The following is a 16,012-nucleotide window of genomic DNA, read 5'->3' on the forward strand; positions in this document are numbered from 1 at the left end:
TGTGAGAGGAAGTCTGCACGTGTCAATCGCACACCTGGGCATTTCGGATCCGTTCGTCAACGACGATTCCCGGGGGCGTGAGCGGACGCCCCCGTACGACCTGCTGGCAGAGCAGAGCGCGCTCGGCGGCATGCTGCTCTCCAAAGACGCCGTCGCGGACGTGACGGGGCTGCTGAAGGGCCCCGACCTCTACGTGCCGAAGCACGAGGTGATCTACGAGGCGGTGCTGTCGCTCTACTCGCGCGGTGAGCCGACCGATGTGATCACCGTCACCGACGAGTTGACGAAGAGCGGCGAGCTCCAGCGCGCGGGCGGCGCGGAGTACCTGCACACGCTCACGAGCATCGTGCCGACAGCCGCGAATGCGAGCTTCTACGCCGAGATCGTGGCGGAGAAGGCGCTGCTCAGGCGCCTGGTGGAGGCCGGCACCCGCATCGTCCAGATGGGATATGCGGGCGAGGGCGAGGCGATCGATCTCGTCAACGTGGCGCAGTCGGAGATCTACGGCGTCACGGGGGAGAGCCAGGGAGAGGACTACGTTCCGCTGCACCTCGCCGTCGACGCGGCGCTCGAGGAGATCAACAAGGCGAACAGCGCCACCGGCGGCATGCTCGGCGTGCCGACGGGCTTCAGCGAACTGGACGCCATGACCAACGGGTTCGCCGGCGGGCAGATGATCATCATCGCCGCGCGACCGGCGATGGGAAAGTCGACGCTCGCGATGGACGTCGCCCGGAACGCATCGGTGCACGCCAACGCGCCGACGGTCTTCTTCTCGCTCGAGATGGGGCGGGCCGAGATCGCCATGCGACTGCTCGCCGCGGAGGCGAGCATTCCGATGCAGACGCTGCGCAAAGGGGCGCTCGACAACCGCGATTTCCAGAAGCTCGCCGCGACCCAGGCGCGGGTGGCGGAGGCGCCCCTGTACATCGACGACAGCCCGAACCTGACCCTGGTCGAGATCCGCGCGAAGTGTCGGCGGTTGAAGCAGCAGCACGGACTGCGAATGGTCGTCATCGACTACCTGCAGCTGCTCTCCAGCGGGAAGAAATCGGAGAGCCGTCAGCAGGAGGTATCCGAGTTCTCGCGTGCGCTCAAGCTCCTGTCGAAGGAGCTCGACGTGCCCGTGATCGCGCTCTCGCAGCTGAACCGTGCCTCGGAGCAGCGCGCCGACAAGATGCCGGCCATCAGCGACCTTCGCGAGTCGGGTTCGCTGGAGCAGGACGCCGACATGGTGATCCTCCTCCACCGCGAGGCCGTCGGAGACCGCGACAGCCCGCGCGCGGGCGAGGCCGACTTCATCCTCGCCAAGCAGCGCAACGGGCCGACCGGCACCGTCACCGTCGCGTTCCAGGGCCATTACTCCCGCTTCCAGGACATGCCGCAGGTCTGACACCCCTGACGGCCGAGTCCTCGGTCTCGGCCGATGCCGTGCGCCTCGGCACCGACCCGGCGCCGTGCGGTGCCGGGATTCTCTCCAGCGAGGCCGGGGTAGACTGGACCGTGACCGAGAAAGGGGTGTCATGCCTGCTGCAGTTTCGACGACTGCGGGATCGACGACTCCCGAAACCCCCGTCTCGCGCACAGTGAAGCTGGTGCGAGTCGCAGTGCTCCTGATCTCAGGCATCGCAATCGCCTTCTCCGCGCCCCTGCACGAGCAGCTCGCGTTCGACCGTGGCATGGCCGCACTCACCATCGGCGCCATCGGCATCGCGCACCTGGTGGAGTGGTGGTCACGACGGCCCGCCGGCGGCGATCCGTTGCCGCTCCTGCTCGGCATCGCCTCGTGCGCGCTCGCGGTCGGCCTCGCGTTCACCGGCTCCGCCATCGCGTTCGCGATGGTCGTCGCAGGGTGGGCCGTCGTCAGCGCGATCCTCGAATTCCTCGGGACCACCGTGCGCCCCGGAAGCCGGCAGGACGCCATCTTCCTCGGCGCGACCGGCATGCTCCTCGCCCTACTCGTCGTGCTGGTACGCAACGATCAGGTCGCAGTACTCGGGTTCCTCGGCGCCTACGCCGTACTCGCCGGAGTGTTCCTCGGCATTTCCGCGTTCGACACGCGCCAGGAGCGCGCGTCTCGAGATGCCATCGCCGGCGACCGATAACCGACCACGATTCTCCGGAAAGCAGACATGACTCAGCCCCCCGAGCCCGCCAATCAGGAACCCGTGACGCCGTCGCGCCGTGACCGCCTGAAGCCGCTCGAGCTCATCGGTTTCTCCGTGGTGCTCGGGCTGTTCGCCGGACTGGTGGTGCTGATGGCGACACGGGATCTGATCCTTGCAGCCGTATTCCTGGGCATCGGCTTCATCGTCTCGATCATGATGGTGGCACTCGTCGGGCTGGGCGGTAAGCCGAGTCAGGAAGACATCGACGCTCGGAAAGACCTGCAGCGACCGGACGACAAGCCCAACTGGCACTGATCCGCCGGTTCACGCCGAGGGGCTCGTGCGGTGTCGGGAGCGACGCCGGTCCCTGCGAGCGTCGCGTCGCCCGAGCGTCCAGGCACGCGCATCTCGGCTGGAGAGCGCGAGCATGAGCAGGATGTCGAGCGACACCGTCAGCAGCGTCGTCCGCACGGTGATCTCCGCGCCCGCGGCGAAGTAGCTCACTGCGGAAGCCGTGACGCTCACGGCCGCCCACCCCATCGCGAGCATTCGCGCACGATTGCTGCCGCGCCAGAGCAGCCACGCGAAGAGGGCGAGGGCGCCGAGCCAGACCGCCTCGAACGCGGCGAGCACGCCGAGCGCAACGGCGGGCGCGACGCCGTCGAGTTCGAGGTCCTGCTGGATCGACGGCCACTGGGCGAAGACGCTGACGACCCAGACGATGCCGCCGACGCAGCGCAGCAGCACCAGCAGGGCGCCGCCGGTGAGCGACGCCGGACGGGGAGCGGAGACCGGGGCCGGAGCGGACGGGCTCGCGAGCGCGCTCACCGTCTCAGAGGCGGCGCGCTTGCCGGGATCGCGCATCACGAGGTCGCCGAGTTCTGCTCGGGGTACCCGACTTCGAGGATCGGCAGGTCGCCATCGGTGCGGATGCTGTCGCCGCCCCCATTCCTCGAGTGGTAGCCGGTGGCGAAGTCGCGCAGAGTCTCGAGCCCCACCGCCGGGTTCGACGCACGAACGGAAGCGATGATGTGATCTCGCTCCACGTCCGTATCGGCGTCGATCTTGTGCGTGACCTGCAGCGTGAACAGTGAGAGCCCGACGGCACGATCGAAGGTCCCCGCCGCGAGCCAGTCCACGCGCGCCCCGCCCGGGAGCAGCCAACCGTCGGGGGTGCGCCAGAACCGCACGTGATGCCGCTTGGCAGGATTCCCGGCGACCTCCTGCTGGTACGCGAAGTCCTGCACGCGCGAGAAGAGCATGAGCGGGCTCACGGGCGCGCGGTCGTAGCTGCGCCGCGTGACGGTCGACGTGATGATCCGCCACGAGGAGGAGAGGGTGACGGCGTCGGCGGGGATCCAGCCGGCTCGTTCGAGCGCGCGGCGCAGCTCCGCCTCCCCGCCTCGAACCGCGAGGTTGACGGGATCGCCGAGCAGGCCGTCACTCGTTCTCGTGCGTCCGATGAAGTAGTCGGGCACATAGATCGTCGTGAGAATGCGGTGGAGGCGGGGCAGCGCGAGGTACGCCAGCGTCGCCCAGAAGATCACCCCGAACAAGATGCCGAACCAGCCGATGTGGAAGCTCTCGGTGAAGATGAGCCAGGCGAGCCAGACCGCTGCGACCCCCGCATAGACGAAGAAGAAGTGATCGAGCGCTGTCGTCACCGAGAAGCGCCGGCGAGTCGGTGCTCCACCGTGCGCCGGCGGTGCGACGTTCTGCTCTGAACTCATAGTCACATCGTAATCAGCGGGAGGCGGACCGTGCAGAGGGATCGCGGCGGGCGGCCGTGGGTTCCCGGGCCGTCCGCCGATCCTGCGCCCCGGCGGCCCCGATTCAGCGCTGCAGGAAGTCGACGAGCCGCACCGCGTCGCCGATGTAGGTCGACGGGGTGAGCGCGAGCAACCGCTGCTTCGCGGCATCGCCGATCTCGAGCCCTTCCACGAACTCGATGAGGTCGGCCTGCCCGATGCGGCGGCCGCGCGTGAGCTCCTTGAGCGCCGCGTACGGATCGCTGATCGTCGACCGACCGGCGGTCACCTCTGCGCGGATCACGGTCTGAATCGCTTCTCCGAGCACCTCCCAGTTGGCGTCGAGATCGGCGGCGAGCACCTCGGGCGCCGCGTCGATCTGACCGAGCCCCTTGACGATGTTGTCGAGGGCGAGCACCGAGTGGCCGAGCCCGACGCCGATGTTGCGCTGCGCCGAAGAATCGGTGAGGTCGCGCTGCCAGCGGCTCGTCACGAGCGTCGCGGCGAGCGAATCGAGGATCGCATTGGAGAGCTCGAGGTTCGCCTCGGCGTTCTCGAAGCGGATCGGGTTCACCTTGTGCGGCATGGTCGACGAGCCCGTCGCCCCGGCGACCGGAATCTGGCGGAAGTAGCCGATGGAGATGTAGCTCCAGATATCCGTCGCGAGATTGTGCAGAATGCGGTTGGCGTGGGCGATGCGCGTGTACAGCTCGGCCTGCCAGTCGTGCGACTCGATCTGCGTCGTGAGCGGGTTCCAATCGAGCCCGAGCCCCTCGACGAACTCCTGCGATACCTGCGCCCAGTCGGTCTCGGGATCCGCGGCGAGGTGAGCGGCGAAGGTGCCGGTCGCGCCCGAGAACTTACCGAGGTACTCGACATCGTCGATCTGGTTGAGCTGACGCTCCAGACGGTGCACGAAGACCGCGAGCTCCTTGCCGAGCGTCGTCGGGGTCGCGGGCTGACCATGGGTGCGGCTCATCATGGGGAGCTCGCGGTACAGCTCGGCCTGGCGCGCGATCTCCGCGATGACCGTCTCGAAGCGCGGCCGCCACACATCGGCGATCGCCTGCTTCACGGTGAGCGCATAGGAGAGGTTGTTGATGTCCTCGCTCGTGCAGCACACGTGCGTCAGCTCGGCGAGGCGGCCGAGCCCCTGCGACTCGAGCCGGGCGCGGACCAGGTACTCGACGGCCTTCACGTCGTGCTGCGTGACGCGCTCGGTCTCGGCGAGCTCGTCGATCTCGGCCTGGCCGAACTCGGCGGCCCAGGCGCGCAGTGCGACGACCTGCTCGGGATCGATCGGGGTGCCTCCGAGCAACGAGTGCTCCGTGAGGTACACGAGCCACTCGACCTCCACGTGCACGCGCGCCTTGTTGAGGCCCGCCTCGGAGAGGGTGTTGCCGAGTTCGGCGACCGCAGCGCGGTAGCGTCCGTCGAGGGGGCTGATGGGCTGCGTGGGGAGCGGGGTCATGTGAGCCTCTCGGAGTTCGGGATCGCGGTCCGTCGTCCATTCTCCCACGCCGGGCGCCGCACCGGTCCGTTGCCGCCCGCGGGGGCGGGGCTCAGCGATCCTTCTTGCGGGAGGTCCCGAGCAGTCCGTTCAGGATTCCGGAGAGGATCGACAGCACCAGTGCAGCGAGCACGCCCCACCAGAACCCGTCGAGTCGCAGGCCGAACCCGGCGAGATCGGAGAGCCAGGCGACGACGGCGAGGAGCACGCCGTTCACGATCAGGCCGAACAGGCCGAGCGTGAGGATGTAGAGGGGGATCGAGACGAAACGCACGACCTTGCCGAGCGTCGCGTTGACGAGGCCGAAGACGAGCGCGACCAGTACGAGCGTGAGGAGGTACCCCGAGCTCTCGGTGTTGATCGGCACGATCCAGACGCCGTGGTCGCCGCTGCCGCCGACGATGAGCGTGGTGAGCCAGAGGGCGAAGGCGTTGACGAGGACTCGGAGGATCGTGCGCATGCTTCATTCTCTCACCCGATGCGTGCATCGCGAGAGAGCGAACGAGCACCGCCGGGGGCGCTCAACGAGTACATGCTGGCGTGGTCACTAGACTCACTTGTCATGAGTGACAACGTCGTGCCCCCCGTCCGTTTCCGTGCGGACGTGCTCGCCGTCCCGGCGTACCGCCAGGGCGCAACGCCCACGAAGCCGGGCTACAAGCTCTCGAGCAATGAGAACCCGTTCGAGCCGCTCCCCGGTGTGCTCGATGCGATCGCGCAGCGCTCCGACATCAACCGGTACGCCGCCGTGGCGATGCCAGAGCTCCGAGAGACGATCGGCGCGGAGTTCGGCGTCGACGGAACGCACGTGCACCTGGCTGCGGGCTCTGTCGCGATCCTCTTCCAGCTCGTGCAGGCCGCCGCCGCCGCGGGCGACGAGTACCTGCACGCGTGGCCGAGCTTCGAGGCGTACCCGTCGCTCGGCCTCGCCTCGGGCGCCGTTGCGAGTCGCGTACCGCTGACCCCCACCGCCGAGCACGACCTCGACGCGATGGCCGACGCGATCACCGAGCGCACCCGAGTCGTGCTGCTGTGCTCGCCGAACAACCCGACCGGGCCCGCGATCCGCCGCGCCGACTTCGACCGGTTCATGACGCGAGTGCCGGCCGACACCCTCGTCGTGCTCGATGAGGCGTACCGCGAATTCGTCACCGACCCCGAGGCGGTGCGCGGCGAGGAGGTGCTGCGGCAGCACCCGAACCTCGTCGTCCTGCGCACCTTCTCGAAGGCCTACGGCCTCGCCGGCCTCCGGATCGGGTACGGCGTTGGCGATCCCGCGATCTTCGCTGCGGCGGCCAGCGTGGCGATTCCGCTCTCGGTCACCGGAATCGCGGAGAGCGCTGCGCGAGCCTCGCTCACCCCCGCGGCACGAGCCGCGCACGCCGAGCGCGTGGCGGCACTCGCCGAGCGACGCGATGCGCTCGCCGCTGCGCTGCGCGAGCTGGGCCTCGCGATTCCGCAGGCGCAGGCGAACTTCGTCTGGATTCCCGAGACGGGTCAGGCGCCCGGGGGAGTCGCCGATGCGCTCGCGCTCGCCGCAGACTTCTCAGAGGCCGGGACGCTCGTGCGCCCGTTCGCGGGAGTCGGCGTGCGAGTCTCGGTCGGAGAACCGGAGAGCGTTCCGGTCGTCATCGACATCGTGCGGCAGCATCTCGCGCAGCGGTAGGCGCCCCGGCATGACATCGACGGTATATCCCGCCCGGTGCAGCAGCACTCATTACACTGAATCGAGATGAGCGAACAGATCACAGAGCGCCTGCTGCGCAGCGACGATCCCGAGCCGATCCGCTTCTTGGACGCGGAGGGCGGGTACGCGCCGTCCGGCACCGCAGCCGAGTACGCCGCCGAGCTCGAGGGCATCGGTGTGGACGACTTCAGGCAGTGGTACCGGGACATGGTGTCCACCCGTGCCTTCGACACTGAGTGCACGCACCTGCAACGGCAGGGCCAGCTCGCACTCTGGGTGCCGAGCGTCGGTCAGGAGGGCTGCCAGGTCGGCCTCGTGCGCGCCACCGAGCCCCAGGATCACGTGTTCCCCGCCTACCGCGAGCACCTCGTCGCGCAGGTGCGCGGCGTCGACCTGCTCTCCATCGCCGCGCAGTTCCGCGGCGTGACGCACGGCGGATGGGACATCACGGATCCGGCCAACGGCAACGTGCACCTCTACACCCTGGTGCTCGGCTCGCAGACGCAGCACGCCACCGGGCACGCCCTCGCGCAGGTGCTCGACGCGAAGCGCCGCTCGGGCAGCACGACGCTCGACGCTGGCGAGGCGGGCACCCCAACGGGCGAGGCGACCATGGTCTTCTACGGCGACGGCACCTCCAGCCAGGGCGATCCCAACGAGGCGATGATCTTCGCGGCGAGCTACCAGACGCCGGAGGTGTTCGTCGTGCAGAACAACGGCTGGGCGATCTCGGTGCCGGTGGCGCGTCAGTCGCGCACGCCGCTCTACCGTCGCGCACTCGGCTTCGGTCTGCGCGCGGTGCAGATCGACGGGAACGATCCGCTCGCAGCCTACGCGGTGGGTCGGCGCTTCATGCGCCTCGCGCGCGAGGGCGCGGGACCCGGGTACATCGAAGCGCTCACGTACCGCATCGGCGCGCACACGACCGCCGACGACCCCACGCGCTACCGCCCCGAGGGCGAGCTCGAGTCGTGGCAGTTGCGCGACCCGATCGCACGCCTCGAGGCCTACCTGCGGGGGCTCGGAGTGGATGACGCGTTCTTCGCCGAGGTCGCCGAGACCGCGGACCAGCAGGCGAAGGTCGTTCGCGACCAGATTCTGACCCTGCCCGCGCCGCACCCGGAGTCGATGTTCGCCCACGTGTACGCCGAGCCGCATCCGCGCATCGACGAGCAGCGCGCCTGGTTCGCCGAATACGAATCGTCGTTCGAGGGGGGCGCCGAATGACCGAGGTGCAGACGCTGACGGAGCGCACCACCCTGCCGATCGCGAAGGCGATCAACGAGGGGCTGCGCGCCGCGATGGTCGAGAACGACCGTGTGCTGCTGATGGGCGAAGACATCGGCCCGCTCGGGGGCGTGTTCCGCGTCACCGACAGACTGCAGGCCGACTTCGGCTCAGCGCGCGTGCTCGATACGCCGCTCGCCGAAGCGGGCATCGTCGGCAGCGCGATCGGTCTGGCACTGCGCGGGTACCGCCCCGTGGTCGAGATCCAGTTCGACGGATTCATCTTCCCCGCGTTCAACCAGATCACTACGCAGCTCGCGAAGATCCGCGCCCGGCACGACGGCACCGTCAACATGCCCATCGTGATCCGTGTGCCATACGGCGGGCACATCAACTCGATCGAGCATCACGAGGAGAGCCCGGAGGCGTACTTCGCGCACACCGCCGGCCTGCGCGTCGTGGCCCCGTCGACCGCGAACGACGCCTACTGGATGATTCAGCAGGCGATCGCCTCCGATGACCCGGTGCTCTTCTTCGAGCCGAAGGCCAAGTACTGGCACAAGGGCGAGGTCGATCCAGGTGCGCCCGCCTCCGGCCTGCACCAGAGTCGCGTGGCCCGCACCGGCACCGACTGCACGGTCGTCGGGTTCGGCGCGATGGTGACGACGTTGCTGCAGGCCGCGGAGATCGCCCAGTCGGAGGGCACGAGCCTCGAGGTGATCGATCTGCGCACCGTTTCGCCCATCGACTACGAGCCCGTGCTCGCCTCCGTGCGCAAGACGGGGCGCCTCGTCGTGGCGCAGGAGGCCTCGGGCAACGCGAGCGTTGGCAGCGAAATTGCGGCGACGGTCGCCGAGCGCGCCTTCTACTCGCTGCAGGCGCCAGTGCTGCGCGTCTCGGGCTACGACGTCCCGTTCCCCGCGGCGGCGATCGAACCGCTCTTCCTCCCCGATGCGGACCGGGTGCTCGAAGCCGTCGACCGCACGATGCACTACTGACCCCCGAACTGACAGCAGGAGATTCCATGAGCGAGATGACGTTCCCACTCCCCGACGTCGGCGAGGGTCTCACCGAGGCCGAGATCGTCACGTGGCACGTCGCGGCCGGCGATACGGTCGCGCTGAACCAGGTGATCTGCGAGATCGAGACCGCGAAATCGCTCGTCGAGCTGCCGTCCCCATTCACGGGGGTCGTGTCTGAGGTGCTCGTCGAGGTCGGCGTCACGGTGCCGGTCGGGCAGCCGATCCTGCGCGTGACCGTCGATGCTGCGGACGCCGACGGCGCGCCGGCCGTCGGTGGGCAGCACCACGTCGCCGCGGATCCCCAGGCCACTGCCGCCCCCGTCGATACCGAGGAGACGCGCGACGTGGTCGCCGACACCGCGGCGAGTGTGGCGCACGAGAACGGCGAGGCCGGAGCGGTACTCGTCGGCTACGGCACCGGCGGCGCAGTGAAGTCGCGCCGTCGTCGCGGGGGAGAACCGCTGGTGCGGAGCGAAGCTGCGAGCGAGGGATCGGCGGCCGCCGCCGCGCAGGCGGGCGCGACGCGTACGCCCCAGCAGGGCTCGCACGCCGTGATCCCCGTCGCCGACTCGTCGCCGGTGATCGCGAAACCGCCGATCCGCAAGCTCGCGAAAGACCTGGGCGTCGATATGACGCAGATCATCGGTTCGGGGATCGCCGGGGAGGTGCTGCGCGACGATGTGGTTCGTCAGGCGTCGCAGGCCAGTCTCTTCCGCAATCTGTCGACCCCGGAGGTCGCGGAGGCGCGCGAGGAGCGCATCCCGCTCAAGGGCATTCGCAAGATGACCGCGCAGGCGATGGTGACGAGCGCGTTCGAGGCGCCGCACGTGAGCGTGTTCACCGACGTCGACGCCACTCGCACGATGGAGTTCGTGAAGCGGCTCAAGAGCTCGACCGATTTCGCTGGCGTCAAGGTGTCGCCGCTGCTGATCTTCGCGAAGGCGATGCTCTGGGCTGTGCGCCGGAGCCCAGAGGTGAACGCCACCTTCACCGACACCGAGATCATCCGGCACAACTTCGTGAACCTCGGGATCGCCGCGGCCACGCCGCGCGGGCTCGTCGTGCCGAACATCAAGGACGCGCAAGACCTCAGCCTGCTCGACCTCGCGCGTGCGATCGAGCAGCTGACCATCACCGCTCGCGACGGGCGGACGCAGCCGAGCGACATGGCGCGAGGCACCATCACCATCACCAACATCGGCGTCTTCGGCATGGACTTCGGCACGCCGATCCTCAACCCCGGTGAGTGCGGCATCATGGCGATGGGCACGATCCGTCAGAAGCCGTGGGTGGTCGACGGAGAGGTGCGCCCCCGCATGGTGACCACCGTCGGCGGATCGTTCGACCACCGCATCGTCGACGGCGATGTGATCTCACGATTCGTGGCCGACGTCGCCTCGGTGCTCGAGGAGCCCGCACTGCTGCTCGACTGAGCGGATGAGCTCTGCGGCGCTGGTCACGTGCGCGGCGCGGCGCCGATCAGGTGCGCGGCCCGGTGAGGTGCGCGGCCCGGCGCCGATCAGGTGCGCGGCCCGGTGAGGGATTCACCGTCGGTGAGAAGTGCTCGGGGATTTCGGCCTCACCGTCGCCGAATCTCTCACCAACGCGGGAACTCAGAGATGCGAGCCCGCGGAGCGGGCCCCGCTCAGGCCCCGCTCAGGCCTCGACCGTAGCGAGGTCGTGGCGGTTGAAGGCGCGGAAGGCGAATGCGGCGAGTGCACCTCCGACGAGCGGGGCGACGAAGTAGAGCCACAGATTCGACCACGCGAAGTCGCCGTGCACGGCCAGGCCGAGAGCGACCGCCGGGTTGAACCCGCCGCCCGAGACCGGGCCGACGGCGAACGCTCCGACGACGACGACGGAACCGATGGCGAGGCCGTAGAACGAGTTGCCCTCGGTGTCCTTCGACGTCGCGACGTTGAGCACGACGTAGACGAGGATGAAGGTGAAGAGCGCCTCGACCAGGAAGGCCGGCCCGACCTCGATCTCCTTCGCCGCTGCGGCTGCCGGGAAGATGAGTCCGGCGAGCAGCGCGCCGAGCACGCCGCCGACGAGCTGAGCGATGACGTAGGCCACGAAGTCACCTGCGCTCAGCGCACCGCGGATGAGCGCGCCGAGCGAGACCGCCGGGTTCAGGTGGGCGCCGGAGAGGTGGCCGGTGGCGTAGATCAGCACCATCAGGGTGAACCCGATGGCGAGGGGCGCGAAGTCGCCCGCGTTGTTGATCGCGGCGACGATCGAGAAGACGAACAGCAGTGTTGCGAGAGCCTCGGCCCCAGCGTTGCGAACGGTACCGGTCATCTTCGACTCGCTTTCTCAGGCATTCTGTGCAGATACACAGCTCACACTCATTATGCCGAACGGGAGGCGCCGCGTCACGGGTGGAGTACGTCTCGGTGCCGACCCTAGGCGTGCACGCGCTCTCCCGCGGTCTCGTGGCTGCGCGGCTCCAACTGGAGCGTGACGTGCTCGGTGTCGAAATGCTCGTGCAGACAGGCGCGCACCTCGTCGAGGATCGCGTGGTACCCGCGTTCGCTCCACGCGGCGTCGGCCACCGTCACGTGGGCTGAGAAGGCGGGCACGCCTGAGGTGATGGTCCAGGCGTGCACGTCGTGCACCTCTTCGACGCCGGGCACCGCTTCCATGTGGGCACGGGCGGCGTCGACGTCGACGTTCTTGGGCGACGCCTCGAGCAGCACATCGACGACGTCGCGCAGCAGGCTGATCGCACGGGGGAAGATGAGGAGGGCGATGAGGATCGAGGCGATCTGATCGACCGCGTTCCAGCCGGTGAACAGGATGATGGTGCCGGCGACGATGACGGCGACGGAGCCGAGCAGGTCGCCGAGCACTTCGAGGTACGCCCCGCGCACATTGAGGCTTTCGCGCTGCCCCGATTGCAGAATGAGCAGGGAGATCAGGTTGGCGATGGCTCCGATGACGGCGGCGACCAGCATCGGAACGGAGTGCACCTCGACCTCGGTGCCGAAGCGAGCGATGGCTTGGACGAGGATGACGATCGCGATGACTCCGAGCACGATGCCGTTGATGAGCGCGGCGAGGATCTCGATCCGCAGATACCCGAAGGTGCGTTTCGACGTCGCCGCGACGCCCGCGATGAGGCTCGCGATGAGCGCGATCGCGACTCCGGTGGCGTCGGTGAGCATGTGGCCGGCGTCGGCGAGGAGGGAGAGCGAGTTCGAGACGAAGGCGCCGATGAGCTGCACGACGAAGACCGTCAGCGTGATCACGAGCACCAGCACCAGCTTGCGCCGGTGCTTCGCCGTGCCGGAGGTCGCGCCCTGCAGGCCGTGATCGTGCGCGTGCGATCCACGGGCGCCGGCGTGCTCTCCTGGACGTGAGGGGTGCCCGGCGCTGAACTCGGGCTCGCAGGCGTCGCTGCTCTCGTGCGGCTCAGTCATCGGGTCTCCTTCACGATCGGATACTTCGAGCATACCCACCTGGGGTATCTTTCGTCGAGAGGCGGCCGATGACGACGGGGTCGTGCGACGGAAGGCACCGATCCTGCCACTACGCTCGAAGCATGACTCCCGCAGCACTTTCGATCGGCTTCGTCATGCTGCACACCTCGCCGCTCGATGTGCCGGGCACGAAGGATGCCGGCGGAATGAACGTCGTCGTGCGCGCGCAGGCGGAGGCGCTCGCCCGTGCCGGCCACCGCGTGCGCATCTTCACGAGGCGCAGCGACACCGACACTCCGGCGCGCGTCGAGCTCATGCCGAACCTGACCGTGCTGCTACTCGACGCCGGTGCCCCTCGCCTGCTGGCGAAGGGCGAGCACGAGCAGGTGATGGAGGACTTCAGCCGGCTGCTGCACACCGAACTCACCGCTGACCCGGTCGAGGTGCTGCATGCGGAGCACTGGTTCTCGGGCATCGCCGCACTGCCGGTCGCCCGTGACTGCGGCATTCCGCTGCTCCAGAGCTATCATTCGATCGCCGCGCCGCCCGAGTCGCCGTTCGGTGACGGGGAGCGCCCGGAGTCGCCCGGACGCCTGGCGGGCGAAGCGCGGCTGGCCGCTGAGGCCGACCTCATCATCGCGGTGAGCGAGGCTGAACGGGCCACGGTGCTCGCGAGGCTCGAAGGCGATCCGGATCGCGTGCGCGTGGTGCCGCTCGGCGTCGACACCGACCTGTTCCGACCGTGCGACACCGCGGAGTGCGAGGAGCAGCGCGACTGGTTGCGCGGAGGAGGGAGGCCCGAGGTGATCCTCGTCGGCCGCCTGCACCCCCTCAAGGGATTCGATCTCGCGATCGAGGCGATCGCGCAGCTCCCTCACGCCGAGCGCCCGACGCTCCGCATCGTCGGCGCGCCCCCTCCCGACGGTGATGACTACGCTCGCGCGCTGCACGAGTCGGTCGTCGCGCACGGCATGCTCAGTACGACGGCGTTCGAGGGGGCGCTTCGACGGCGCGAACTGGCTGAGCGCATTCGGTCGGCCAGTCTCATGCTCGTGCCGTCGCACACCGAGACATTCGGCCTCGTCGCGCTCGAGGCGGCAGCATCGGGCGTGCCCGTGATCGCCCGTGACGCCGGCGGGTTGCGCGAAGCCGTCGTCGCCGGGACGACGGGCGTCCTGATCGCCGGCGACGACCACGAGGTCTGGGCGTCGACCATCCGCGAGATGCTCGCCGACGGCCCCGGGTTGAAGCGCATGGGGGATGCGGCACGCGCGCACGCGCTGCAGCGCAGCTGGCAGGCGTCGGCCGACCGTCTCGTCGAGGTGTACCGCGAGGTGATCGCTCGGTAGGAGCGAGCCGAGCGGGGTCCGGACCGTCTGCGCGCTACCGGGAGACGAGTGTGGTCTCGAACGAGTACAGATCCGGCCGGTAGCAGTGATGCCCGGCCTCGATGACACTGCCGCCCTGGTCGAAGGCGACGCGATCCATGGTGAGCACGGGGCTACCCTTCGCGACGTCGAGCAGTTCGTGCTCGTCGCTGTGGGTGCGCCGCGCTCCGATCGTCTGGTTCGCGATCTTGATGGCGATGCCGCGCGCTCGCAGCATCTCGTAGAGCCCGTGCGTCTCGAGGTCTGCGAACGTGATGTCGGCGTACTCGGGCGGCAGGAGGTTCTCGAGGATCGCCATCGGGGTGCCGTCGGCGCTGCGCAGCCGGCGGATGCGCGTGATCTCGGTGCCGACGTCGACGCGGAGTCGCACCGCCGCTTCCTCGTCCGCGGGGATCTTCTCGAGTGAGAGCACCCGCGTGCTCGGGTGGTGGCCCGCGCGGGTGAGATCCTCCTGCAGGCTCGTGAGCTCGACGGGTCGGCTCACCCTGGCCTGCACGACCTGGGTGCCGATGCCCCGGCGCCGTACGAGCAGGCCCTTGTCGACGAGCTCCTGGATCGCGCGTCGCACGGTCGGGCGTGAGAGGCCGAGATGCTGCCCGATCGCGATCTCGTTCTCGAGGCGAGCGCCGGCTGGGATGATGCCGTCGCGGATCGCGCGCTCGAGTCGGCTCGAGATCTGGAAGTACAGGGGGATGGGGCCGCTGCGGTCGAGATCGGTGAAGAGCTCGCTCGGCCAGACGGGTTCAATGCTCATGTGCGGTGCTCCTCGGCGCTGGGGTGGCACGCGGATCGAATGCGGTGGGCCGCGAGCGACCCCTTTGTGATGACAACATTACCCCCGAGCGGAGTGTGCACGTGGCGCCCCGCCGCTTCGTGCTATTGTTAGGACAAATGCAGCGGTGCACGGGGCCCGCCTGCGTCACTACGAGAAGGCGAGTAGCGAATGTCGGAACTGCGGCGTCGGGATGACGTTCTGGCACTGGGTCGGCTCGGAGTCGATATCTACCCATTGCAAGACGGGATCGGCCTCGAAGATGTCACCAGCTTCGGCAAGTACCTCGGCGGGAGCGCGGCGAATGTCGCAGTGGCCGCAGCGAAGTACGGCCGGGCGAGCGCTCTGATCTCACGCGTCGGCGACGACCCCTTCGGCACGTACCTGCTGCGCGAACTCGAACGACTCGGGGTCGACAATCGCGAGGTCCGCGTCGACCCCGAGTACCCCACGCCGGTCACCTTCTGCGAGATCTTCCCGCCGGACGACTTCCCGCTCTACTTCTATCGCAAGCCGAAGGCGCCCGATCTGCAGATCGCGGTCGAGGATCTCGACCTCGAGGCCGTCCGCGAGGCGCGCATCCTGTGGTTCACGCTCACCGGACTGAGCGAGGAGCCGAGCCGGTCGACGCACCACGCCGCCCTCGAAGCACGAGACGGCGCCGCGCACACGATCTTCGACCTCGACTACCGCCCCATGTTCTGGGGCGACGCGGCCGAAGCCACGGAGCAGGTCGCGGCGGCGATCGGCCGCGCGACGATCGCGGTCGGAAACCGCGAGGAGTGCGAGGTCGCGGTGGGGGAGACCGAGCCGGACCGAGCCGCAGACGCGCTGCTCGATCGCGGTCTGCAACTCGCGATCGTGAAGCAGGGGCCCAAGGGCGTACTCGCGAAGACCCGGGGGGAGCGCGTAGAGGTGCCCCCGCACTTCGTCGATGTGATCAACGGCCTCGGCTCGGGCGACGCCTTCGGCGGAGCGCTCTGCCACGGGCTGCTCGAGGGCTGGGACCTCGAGCGCATCTTCCGCTTCGCCAACGTCGCAGGAGCGATCGTGGCCACGCGCCGCGAGTGCTCGACGGCGATGCCCGACGCCGCAGAGGTCGAAACCCTGCTCGCGAAGGGGGCCTGA

Annotated in this window: 16 protein-coding genes; 9 read left to right on the top strand and 7 right to left on the bottom strand. The window is 68.8% G+C overall.

The features are described from left to right. The first annotated feature begins 19 nt into the window (after nucleotides 1-19). The 3 genes from dnaB (at nucleotide 20) to WFH23_RS08800 (ending at nucleotide 2,423) form a co-directional block, all read left to right on the top strand. Nucleotides 20-1,393: a replicative DNA helicase gene (gene dnaB / locus WFH23_RS08790; protein ID WP_336662244.1), complete on the top strand. Its 1,374-nt coding sequence runs from the start codon at nucleotides 20-22 to the stop codon at nucleotides 1,391-1,393. Nucleotides 1,394-1,523: 130 nt separating this feature from the next. After that, nucleotides 1,524-2,105, top strand: coding sequence for a hypothetical protein (locus WFH23_RS08795; RefSeq protein WP_090145814.1), 582 nt, complete (start codon nucleotides 1,524-1,526; stop codon nucleotides 2,103-2,105). A gap of 27 nt (nucleotides 2,106-2,132) precedes the next feature. Further along, a complete protein-coding gene (locus WFH23_RS08800; RefSeq protein WP_090145817.1) occupies nucleotides 2,133-2,423 on the top strand; it encodes a hypothetical protein in 291 nt (96 codons plus the stop codon). 9 nt (nucleotides 2,424-2,432) lie between these two features. Here WFH23_RS08800 and WFH23_RS08805 read toward each other — a convergent pair whose 3' ends face one another. The 4 genes from WFH23_RS08805 to WFH23_RS08820 form a co-directional block, all read right to left on the bottom strand. Then, the gene (locus WFH23_RS08805; RefSeq protein WP_336662245.1) at nucleotides 2,433-2,975 is read right to left on the bottom strand and encodes a hypothetical protein; all 543 of its coding nucleotides are present in this window, start codon (nucleotides 2,973-2,975) and stop codon (nucleotides 2,433-2,435) included. Next, nucleotides 2,972-3,838, bottom strand: coding sequence for an LssY C-terminal domain-containing protein (locus WFH23_RS08810; protein WP_090145822.1), 867 nt, complete (start codon nucleotides 3,836-3,838; stop codon nucleotides 2,972-2,974). Before WFH23_RS08810 ends, WFH23_RS08805 begins: the two co-directional genes overlap by 4 nt. Before the next feature lie 103 nt (nucleotides 3,839-3,941). Next, a complete protein-coding gene (gene purB, locus WFH23_RS08815; RefSeq protein WP_336662246.1) occupies nucleotides 3,942-5,327 on the bottom strand; it encodes an adenylosuccinate lyase in 1,386 nt (461 codons plus the stop codon). A 91-nt stretch (nucleotides 5,328-5,418) separates the two neighbouring features. Next, nucleotides 5,419-5,826 carry a phage holin family protein gene (locus tag WFH23_RS08820; protein WP_200330749.1) on the bottom strand — a complete coding sequence of 136 codons (408 nt, stop codon included), beginning with the start codon at nucleotides 5,824-5,826 and terminating at the stop codon, nucleotides 5,419-5,421. A gap of 102 nt (nucleotides 5,827-5,928) precedes the next feature. Between WFH23_RS08820 and WFH23_RS08825 the strand changes: the two genes are divergently transcribed. From WFH23_RS08825 to WFH23_RS08840, 4 genes are all read left to right on the top strand, one after another. Next, nucleotides 5,929-7,032 carry a histidinol-phosphate transaminase gene (locus WFH23_RS08825; RefSeq protein ID WP_336662247.1) on the top strand — a complete coding sequence of 368 codons (1,104 nt, stop codon included), beginning with the start codon at nucleotides 5,929-5,931 and terminating at the stop codon, nucleotides 7,030-7,032. A gap of 66 nt (nucleotides 7,033-7,098) precedes the next feature. Next, on the top strand, nucleotides 7,099-8,280 hold the full coding sequence (locus WFH23_RS08830; RefSeq protein ID WP_336662248.1) for a thiamine pyrophosphate-dependent enzyme: 1,182 nt from the start codon (nucleotides 7,099-7,101) through the stop codon (nucleotides 8,278-8,280). Next, nucleotides 8,277-9,278 (top strand): transketolase C-terminal domain-containing protein, encoded by a 1,002-nt coding sequence (locus WFH23_RS08835; RefSeq protein ID WP_176698240.1) that lies wholly within the window; start codon nucleotides 8,277-8,279, stop codon nucleotides 9,276-9,278. Before WFH23_RS08830 ends, WFH23_RS08835 begins: the two co-directional genes overlap by 4 nt. 26 nt (nucleotides 9,279-9,304) lie before the next feature. Further along, nucleotides 9,305-10,735, top strand: a complete 1,431-nt coding sequence (locus WFH23_RS08840) for a dihydrolipoamide acetyltransferase family protein (RefSeq protein WP_336662249.1) — start codon at nucleotides 9,305-9,307, stop codon at nucleotides 10,733-10,735. A 223-nt stretch (nucleotides 10,736-10,958) separates the two neighbouring features. Here WFH23_RS08840 and WFH23_RS08845 read toward each other — a convergent pair whose 3' ends face one another. Both WFH23_RS08845 and WFH23_RS08850 read right to left on the bottom strand, forming a co-directional pair. Further along, complete coding sequence (locus WFH23_RS08845) at nucleotides 10,959-11,603, bottom strand: MIP/aquaporin family protein (protein ID WP_090145832.1); 645 nt, start codon at nucleotides 11,601-11,603, stop codon at nucleotides 10,959-10,961. A gap of 104 nt (nucleotides 11,604-11,707) precedes the next feature. Next, nucleotides 11,708-12,724, bottom strand: coding sequence for a cation diffusion facilitator family transporter (locus WFH23_RS08850; protein WP_090147282.1), 1,017 nt, complete (start codon nucleotides 12,722-12,724; stop codon nucleotides 11,708-11,710). Between the two features lie 122 nt (nucleotides 12,725-12,846). Here WFH23_RS08850 and WFH23_RS08855 point away from each other — a divergent pair, with 122 nt between their 5' ends. Beyond that, a complete protein-coding gene (locus WFH23_RS08855) occupies nucleotides 12,847-14,073 on the top strand; it encodes a glycosyltransferase (protein ID WP_336662250.1) in 1,227 nt (408 codons plus the stop codon). Between the two features lie 34 nt (nucleotides 14,074-14,107). Here the strand turns inward: WFH23_RS08855 and WFH23_RS08860 are convergent, their stop codons facing one another. Next, nucleotides 14,108-14,866, bottom strand: coding sequence for a GntR family transcriptional regulator (locus WFH23_RS08860; RefSeq protein WP_090145836.1), 759 nt, complete (start codon nucleotides 14,864-14,866; stop codon nucleotides 14,108-14,110). Between the two features lie 189 nt (nucleotides 14,867-15,055). Between WFH23_RS08860 and iolC the strand changes: the two genes are divergently transcribed. Further along, the gene (gene iolC / locus WFH23_RS08865) at nucleotides 15,056-16,012 is read left to right on the top strand and encodes a 5-dehydro-2-deoxygluconokinase (protein ID WP_336662251.1); all 957 of its coding nucleotides are present in this window, start codon (nucleotides 15,056-15,058) and stop codon (nucleotides 16,010-16,012) included.

The organism is Leucobacter sp. USHLN154 (genome assembly GCF_037145595.1).
Classification (GTDB): Bacteria; Actinomycetota; Actinomycetes; order Actinomycetales; family Microbacteriaceae; genus Leucobacter; species Leucobacter alluvii.